This is a genomic window from Streptomyces sp. NPDC007917, from assembly GCF_042959105.1.
Lineage (GTDB): Bacteria > Actinomycetota > Actinomycetes > Streptomycetales > Streptomycetaceae > Streptomyces.
The window spans coordinates 1-8,152 of the sequence record NZ_JBIBKK010000059.1 but is presented as its reverse complement, the minus strand read 5'-3'; the positions used below and the strand labels follow the sequence as shown (position 1 = coordinate 8,152).

4 protein-coding genes and 3 pseudogenes are annotated in these 8,152 nt (G+C 67.9%); 5 read left to right on the top strand and 2 right to left on the bottom strand.

Annotation, left to right across the window (positions count from 1 at the left end; all coding sequences use genetic code 11):
- Positions 1 to 101 precede the first annotated feature (101 nt).
- The 5 genes and pseudogenes from ACFZDL_RS47025 to ACFZDL_RS47005 all read left to right on the top strand — a co-directional run bounded on the left by ACFZDL_RS47025 (position 102) and on the right by ACFZDL_RS47005 (position 5,684).
- Positions 102 to 1,013, top strand: a complete 912-nt coding sequence (locus tag ACFZDL_RS47025; RefSeq protein WP_353597279.1) for an alpha/beta hydrolase fold domain-containing protein — start codon at positions 102 to 104, stop codon at positions 1,011 to 1,013.
- Positions 1,014 to 1,087: 74 nt separating this feature from the next.
- Positions 1,088 to 2,101, top strand: a complete 1,014-nt coding sequence (locus ACFZDL_RS47020; RefSeq protein ID WP_353597278.1) for an NADP-dependent oxidoreductase — start codon at positions 1,088 to 1,090, stop codon at positions 2,099 to 2,101.
- Between the two features lie 109 nt (positions 2,102 to 2,210).
- Positions 2,211 to 2,801 (top strand): TetR/AcrR family transcriptional regulator, encoded by a 591-nt coding sequence (locus ACFZDL_RS47015; RefSeq protein ID WP_353597277.1) that lies wholly within the window; start codon positions 2,211 to 2,213, stop codon positions 2,799 to 2,801.
- Positions 2,802 to 3,441: 640 nt separating this feature from the next.
- Positions 3,442 to 4,644, top strand: coding sequence for an IS110 family transposase (locus ACFZDL_RS47010; protein WP_353597276.1), 1,203 nt, complete (start codon positions 3,442 to 3,444; stop codon positions 4,642 to 4,644).
- Between the two features lie 47 nt (positions 4,645 to 4,691).
- Positions 4,692 to 5,684 (top strand): annotated as a pseudogene (locus tag ACFZDL_RS47005) (integrase core domain-containing protein).
- A gap of 20 nt (positions 5,685 to 5,704) precedes the next feature.
- Here the strand turns inward: ACFZDL_RS47005 and ACFZDL_RS47000 are convergent.
- Positions 5,705 to 6,900 (bottom strand): annotated as a pseudogene (locus ACFZDL_RS47000) (IS110 family transposase).
- A gap of 206 nt (positions 6,901 to 7,106) precedes the next feature.
- Positions 7,107 to 8,057, bottom strand: a pseudogene (locus tag ACFZDL_RS46995) (IS110 family transposase); the annotation flags it as partial.
- Between the last annotated feature and the right edge of the window lie 95 nt (positions 8,058 to 8,152).

Below are 8,152 nucleotides of genomic sequence, written 5' to 3'. Positions count from 1 at the left end.
CATCCAGCGGTCTCCCCACCATCTGCCATACCCAGAGCCCCTGGGTCCCGCTGATCTTACGAATGATCATTTCGAACCCACCAGAAAGGTAGGGCATCACCATGGGAATCAGCACGGAAGCACAGCAGTTCGCGCAGTTCCTCGAAAGCGTGCGCGCGAAGGCGTCGACACCGGGCCTCGACCTGGCCGTCGTCCGCGACATCGTCGACACACATGCTGCGGCATCGACCGAGCCGGAAGGCGTCACCTACGCCGACGTGGACGCGGACGGCGTCCCCGCCCTGTGGGCCATCCCCGAGGGCGCCGACCCCAACAAGGCGCTGCTCCACTTCCATTTCGGCGGATCGGTCGCCGCCTCGATCGCATCGGACCGCAAGGCCGCCGGCCACATCGCCAAGGCGGCCGGAGCCCGCTCACTCGTCGTGGGCTTCCGCCTGGCGCCCGAGCACCCCCACCCGGCGCAGATCGACGACGCCGAGACCGCCTACCGGTGGCTGCTCGCACAGGGCTACGAGCCGCGGAACATCGGCAGCACCGGCCACTCCATCGGAGGCACCCTCGCGGTCGCGCTGCCGCTGCGCCTGCTCGCCAAGGGCGAGGCAGCCCCCGGGGCGATCATCAGCATCTCGCCGTGGGCCGACCTCACCATCAGTAACCCGAAGGTGGACGAGAACGAGGAACTCGACAAGATGCTCAGCCGGGACATCCTCGAGCAGTTCCGAGCGGCTTGGCTGCAGGACCCCGGCGTGGACTTCACCGACCCCGACATCAGCATCCTGAACGCCGACCTGACCGGCCTGCCGCCCACAGCCCTCCACTACGGAGAGTACGAGGCGCTTGCCGGCGAGGGCGCCGACTTCGGCCGCCGTCTCGCCGACTTCAAGATCCTCTCCGAGGTTCGCCCGCTGCCCGAGGGGCAGCACTCGTTCATCCTGGGCGCGGGGCGCGTGCCCGAGGTGGACCGGGCGATCGAGCAGATGGGCCAGTGGCTTCGACGGCACCTCGGCAGCTGATGTGGAAGCTGGCCTGACATGCGCATCGTCCGCCGAAAGGCAATCGAGAAGATCACGCAAAGGGAATGGCTGACATGAAGGCATTCATCGTCGAGAAGTACGGCAAGGACGGCCTACGCGCCGCAGACGTTCCCGAGCCCACCGTCGGTGACGGCGACGTCCTGGTCCGAGTGAGCGCCACCAGCGTCAACCCGCTGGACAAAATGGTCCGCAACGGGGAGTTCAAACGACTCCTGAAGTACAAGCTTCCGTTCGTGCTCGGCCACGACGTCGCCGGCATCGTGACGCAGGTCGGGTCGGCCGTGCGCGACTTGACAGTCGGCGACGAGGTCTACGCACGTCCCCGCGACCTGCGGATCGGAGGCTTCGCCGAGTTCATTGCGATCGACCAGGACGACGTCTCACTCAAGCCGGAGTCACTCACCCTCCGCGAAGCGGCCGCCGTGCCGCTGGTGGCCCTGGCCGCCTGGCAGATCCTCGTCGACCGCGCCCACATGAAGCCGGGCCAGAAGGTGCTCATCCATGCCGGTGCCGGCGGCCTCGGATCGACGGCCATCCAGCTCGCCAAGCACCTCGGCGCCACAGTGGCGACGACCGCGAACACTGATTCCGAGAAGCTGGTCAGGAGCTTCGGCGCCGACATCGTCGTCGACTACACCAAGGAGGACTTCTCGCAGGTGCTGTCCGGCTACGACCTGGTGCTGGACTCGCTGGGTGGAGTCAACCTCGAGAAGTCGCTGACCGTGCTGAAGCCCGGCGGCCTGGCCATCAGTGTCGTCGGCCCGCCGGACGCCGCGTTCGCCAAGCAGCTCGGCGCCTCATCCTTTCTGGGCCTGGTCATGAACGTGCTCAGTCGCAAGATCCGCCAGCGGGCCAAGGCCCTGGGCGTGCGCTACCAGTTCTTCTTCATGCAGGCGAACGGCACCCAGCTGCGCGAGCTCGCCGCCCTCTACGACAACGGACAGCTCCGCCCGGTCATCGACCGAACGTTCCCCTTCGACCAGACGCTCGAAGCGATGGCGCACGTCGAGCAGGGCCGCACCGCGGCCGGAAAGGTCGTGATCTCGATGGCGCCCGACAACGACTGAAGGTGTGTCGGTACTCCAATACACCGTCGGCACACCATTGGAGTACGTTCGCAATCCAATACGATGGCGAAGCGTGGGTGACCCTTCCGGCGCACAAAGGAGCAAGCGCGTGGCGCGTTACGGGAAAGAGCACAAGCAGGCGACGAGGCAGCGGATCATCGAGACCGCCGGCCGCCGGTTCAAGCGGGACGGCATCGACGGCTCGGGCATCTCGACGCTGATGGCGGACGCCGGACTGACCAACGGCGCCTTCTATGCCCACTTCGCATCCAAGGACGACCTTGTGGCCACCGCGGTCGCGGACCAGTTGCGCGCCCAGTACGCGAACGTCATCGAGCAGGCGGCCCCCGGCATCGCCGGAGTCGCGCAGATCGTACGGTGGTATCTGTCGCCCCGGCACCGCGACAGTCCCGACGACGGCTGCCCCTCCGCGGCACTCCTCGATGAGATCGGGCGCTGCGCGGACGAGACCAAGCAGGCGTACACCGACGGCGTGCTCGCCGTCATCGACGGTATCGCCGCTCGCCTGGCGCCTGCCGATCCGCGCTCGGTGCACGCGAAGACCCTCAGCGTCTACGCCATGATGGTCGGAACGCTGCAGCTTTCCCGCGCCCTGGCCGACCGGCGACTCTCGGACGAACTCCTCGACGAGGGCATCCGCAACGCCCTCACTCTGCTCGGCGTACAGGAGTCCCGCTGAGGCGCCGCAGCGCCACCCGGCAGCCTCGACGAGCCGCTCCACACCATGCCCCCGGCCGAGCGTCTGCCGCCTCGGCGGGGCCTTCTTGCCCTCCGCCGCCACCGCAAGGATGCGCCGGCCTGCGCACACCCCCTGCGTCTGGCCCACACCGCTCGGGATGAACGGTTTCTTCGCCGCTCGGTTGCCGAAGCTCTCCGCTCGTCCTCCGGCGGCCAGCCCATCGCCCAGGTGGCCCGGCTGGAGGCCGTCGAGATGGTGTTCGGTCAGCGGGGAGGAGGCGACGGACGGCGGGCGGATCACGGAGATCGTGTGCCGCTCGAAAAGTCATCGCCGCAGGTGAGCGGGGTGCTGTCGGTTCGCTGGGATCATGCCTTGCGTGATCGTGTCCTTGTTGTGCAAGGTGACCTGGAAGCTGCTGACGGTTCCATCGGTGCTCCGTAAGTTGTTGGGTGGCCCGGGAGGGCCGGATGTGGCTGATCAGTGCTTGCCAGTTGTGGCTCCGCAGGAGTGGCCGTCCGGTTCTCCGGGGCGCCCTGGCTGCTGATTGAGATGTGCGCGCTGTGTGCGGTCGCTGATTACGGAGCGGACAGCGGGGTGTTCCTCGGGCCGACGGCACGCCGTACGGAGCGAGGAGGGGCGAGTGAGTAAGCGCCAAGCCCAGGTCTGGGCTGGGATCGACGCAGGCAAGGGGCATCACTGGGCTGCGGTGGTCGACGAGGTCGGCGCAACACTGTGGTCGAAGAAGATCTACAACGACGAGACGGCGGTCCTGACCGCCCTCGGCGAGATCCTGGATCTGGCAGACGAGGTCCACTGGGCGGTGGACATCTCCGGGACGTCTTCGGCACTGCTGCTGGCCCTTCTCGCGGCCCATGGCCAGCAGGCCGTCTACGTCCCCGGCCGGACCGTCAACCGCATGTCCAGCGCCTACGGGGGCGAGGCGAAGACCGACGCCCGCGACGCCTACGTCATCGCGGAGACCGCGCGTCACCGCCGGGACTTCGCCACCATCGACGTGCCCGCCCAGTTGGCTGCGGACCTTTCCCTGCTGACCGCCCACCGGTCCGACCTGGTCGCCGACCGGGTGCGGATGATCAACCGGCTCCGCGACGTACTGACCGGCGTCTTCCCCGCGCTGGAGAGGGCCTTCGACTACTCGGCCCACAAGGGCGCGCTGGTGCTGCTGACCGGCTGCCAGACCCCGGCCGCGATACGCCGCCGCGGCCGGGCCCGGCTGACGGCTTGGCTGGCAGGCCGTGGCGTGCGCAACACCGACGTGGTCGCGGCCACGGCACTGGAAGCCGCCCAAGCCCAGCAGACCGCGCTGCCGGGCGAGGATGTCGCCGCCCAGATCGTGGCTGACCTGGCGACGCAACTCCTGGCCCTGGACGACCGTTTGAAGCGGATCGACAAGCAGCTCGGCGAGGCATTCCGCAGCCATCCGCAGGCAGAGATCATCGAGTCCCTGCCCGGCATGGGGCCAATACTCGGGGCCGAGTTCATCGTTGCCGCGGGTGACCTCGCGGCCTACGCAGACGCTGGCCACCTTGCCTCGGCAGCCGGGCTGGTGCCCGTGCCCCGTGACTCCGGGCGCCGGACCGGCAACCTGCACCGTCCCAAGCGCTACAGCCGCCGCCTCCGCAGGGTCTTCTACTTGTCGGCGCAAACCAGCATGATGCGCGAGGGGCCGAACCGGGACTTCTACCTCAAGAAGCGCGGCGAAGGACTCAAGCACGTCCAGGCCGTCATTGCCCTGGCCCGCCGCCGGGCCGGCGTCCTGTGGGCTCTCCTGCGCGACAAACGGCTCTTCACCCCCGCCCCGCCGGTCGCGCCAACGGCTTGACTTCATCATTGAGACTCCTGCGTCGCGGGACGGCGAAGGACGCGGAGTTGCTGGTGCTGCGGCACGAGAACGCTGTCCTGCGTCGCCAGTTGGCCGGGCCGGTCCGCTATGAGCCTGCCGACCGGTTCTGGTTCGCAGTCCTGTCCGGGCTGATACCCCGGCGTCAATGGCGCGAGATCTTCCCTGTCACCCCTGGCACCTTGCTTGCCTGGCATCGTAGGTTCATCGCCGCGAAGTGGGACTACATCGCGCGTCGGCGTACCGGACGCCCACCCATCCCGGTAGCGATCAGGACGCTCGTTATGCGGCTGGCAAGGGAGAATCCGAGGTGGTGACACCGACGGATCCAAGGGGAGCTGACCCGACTCGGACACCGGATCGCCGCCTCGACGGTGTGGGAGATCCTCAACGCGGCCGGTATCGATCCCGCGCCACGTCGCTCAGGTCCCACCTGGCGCGAGTTCCTGGCCGCGCAAGCCGAGGGCATCATCGCGGCAGACTTCTTCCCCATCGACACCGTGTTCGGCAGGCGGTTGTACGCGCTGGTGTTCCTCGAGCACGGCACCCGGCGGCTGTACATCACCGGGGCCACCGCCCACCCGACCCGGGACTGGGCGGTGCAGCAGGCAAGGAATCTCACCTCCGACCTGGGCACACGCATCGAGTCGCTGCGCTTGTTGTTACGCGGCCGCGATGGCAGGTACGGCGAGGCCTTCGACGCTGTCTTCGAGGCTGAGGAGATGGAGATCCTCAAAAGTGCGCCACAGGCTCCCCGCATGAACGCGCACTGCGAACGGATTATCGGCAGCATCCGACGCGAAGCCCTCGACCACGTTCTCATCATGGACGACGCCCATGCCCGCCGCGTCCTCGCGGCCTACGAGCGGCACTACCACGAACACCGACCCCACCAGGCCCGCAACCAGCTACCACCCGACGCTCACAAACAACCCGCCGCGGCGCATGACCTCCACACCCACAGAGTCGAGCGCACCCGGATCCTTGGCGGCCTCATCAATGAGTACAGATATGCAGCATGACATGCTTCCTGATGTTGATGTCAAGCCGTAGCGGTCACTGGTGGTGTGGTGGTGTAGCACCGACGGTCACGGATCAGGGCCCAGATGACGTTGACACGTCGGCGGGCGAGGGCGAGTACGGCCTGGACGTGCTTTTTCCCCTCGGCGCGCTTGCGGTCATAGAACCTTCGGGAGTTCGGGTCACTGCGAACGCTGATCAACGCCGAGGTGTAGAAGACGCGTTGGAGCCTGCGGTGGTAGGCGACCGGCCGGTGGATGTTCCCGCTGACCTTGCCCGAGTCGCGGGGTGCGGGGGCGACGCCGGCGAACGCCGCGAGCGCGTCCGGGGAGTCGAACTCGTCGATGTCGCCGCCGACGGCGGCGAGGAACTCCGCGCCAAGGGTGGGCCCGATGCCAGGAACGCTCAGGATGATGTCGGCGAGTTCGTGTTCGCGAAACCGGCCCTCGATGAGCTTGTCGATCTCGCGGATCTGCTCGTTGAGGGCCATCACCCCCTCGGCCAGGGTGTGGACCAGCTTGGCGATGGTCTTCTCCCCGGGGATCGCGGTGTGCTGGCGTTCGGCGGCCTCCACGGCCGCTTTGGCCAGGTCCTTGGCGCTGCGGACCTGTCGGTTGGCCAGCCACTTCGTCAGCCGAGCGACACCGGCGCGGCGGATTGCAGCCGGGGTCTGGTAGCCCGTCAGCAGCTTGAGCGGGCCGGTGTTGGTCATGTCCAGGGCGCGTTCCAGGGCTGGGAACATGCTCATCAGGGTGGAGCGGAGCCGGTTCACCGAGCGGGTGCGGTCTTCGATGAGATCGGTGCGGCGTCCGGTCAGCAGCTTGAGCTCGATTGCGGCTTCGTCGCCGGGGCGGATGGGCCGCAGGTCGCGGCGCATCCTGGCCTGGTCGGCGATCACGTAGGCGTCGCGGGCGTCGGTCTTTCCCTCGCCGCGGTAACCGTCAGAGGCCCGGTTCACAAGCTTCCCGGGCACATAGAGGACTTCCTGGCCGTGGCTGACCAGCAGGGCCAGCAGCAGTGCGGGCTCTCCGCCGGTCATGTCGATGGCCCAGGTGACCTGGCGGCCATCGGTCAGATCCAGGACGTCACCGATCAGTGTCAGCAGCTCGGTCTCGTCGTTGGCCACCCGCCGCGACAGCAGCGTCTTTCCCTCAGCGTCCAGCGCCAGGCCGTGGTGGTGGCCCTTGCCGCTGTCGATCCCGCCCATATCCGGCTCATCATGCTCCTGACGTGCATGTTCGTGCTGTTCGTACCACGGACGACCTCGCCGGCATTGCTCTACACAGCAACTTGTTCGCACTTCCTAATCGGCGGCCGAGTCGTCGTGGGGTGCCGGGCGGCGAAGCGACCGAAGCCACGAGACGGCAGCAGCCTGACAGCCACACCCAGCACCCCTGGGCGATCCAACCTCCTAATGCCGTTTGTCAAGCCGCAGCCGTAACAGGGAGGGGCCGGTGGTAGCACTGTCGGTCACGAATCAGAGCCCACAAAACGTTCACGCGTCGCCGTGCCAGAGCCAGGACAGCCTGTGTATGGCGCTTGCCCTCAGCGCGCTTGCGGTCGTAGAACCGGCGGGACTCCTCGCAGGTGCGGACGCTGACGAGCGCGGAGGTATAGAAGACGCGTTGCAGGCCGCGGTGATAGCGGCGCGGCCGGTGCAGGTTGCCGCTGACGTTGCCCGAGTCTCGGGGCACAGGGGCGACTCCGGCGAGGCTGGCCAGGCGGTCCGCGCTGCCGAAGCGGCTGAGGTCGCCTGCGGTGGCGGCGAGGAACTCGGCGCCGAGCAGGGGCCCGATACCCGGCATGCTGGAGATCACCTCGGCGAGCTCGTGTTCGCGAAACCGGGCCTCGATGAGCTTGTCGATCTCGGTGACCTGCTCGTGGAGGCCCATCACCTCCTTCGCCAGGGAGTGGACCATCTGCGCGGTGATCTTCTCGCCGGGCAGGGCGGTGTGCTGCCGCTCGGCAGCGTCGAGTGCGGCGTCGGCCAGGGCCTCGGCTCCGCGGACGTTACGGTTGCGCAGCCACGTCACCAGCCTCTTGCGGCCCACCCGCCGCAGGGCGGCCGGGGTCTGGTAGTTGGTGAGCAGAAGCAGAGGGCCGAGGTTTCCCAGGTCCATGGCTCGTTCCAGAGCTGGGAAGATGCTGGTCAGCGTGGCCCTGAGCCGGTTGACGGCGCGAGTGCGGTCGGCCACCAGGTCGGACCGGCGGCCGGTGAGGACCCTCAGTTCGACGGCGTGCTCATCGTCTGGTCGCAGCACCGTGAGGTCCCGGCGCATGCGGGCCTGGTCAGCGATGACGGTGGCGTCCTTGGCGTCCGTTTTCCCGGTGCCCCGGTAGCCAGCGGCTGCCCGGTTGACGGCCAGACCGGGTATTGAGGTTCCCCCGGTGCGCGGGTGTGGCTGATTAGCTGGTCAGGGCGGGTTGACGTGGTTTCAGGTTCACTGGTTTGGCCGCTGCCTGGTCGGCG

What these genes read in the sequence shown, in the direction of transcription:
- ACFZDL_RS47025 (WP_353597279.1), top strand. Translation starts at nt 102, where the DNA reads ATGGGAATCAGCACGGAAGCACAGCAGTTCGCGCAGTTCCTCGAAAGC.
- ACFZDL_RS47020 (WP_353597278.1), top strand. Translation starts at nt 1,088, where the DNA reads ATGAAGGCATTCATCGTCGAGAAGTACGGCAAGGACGGCCTACGCGCC.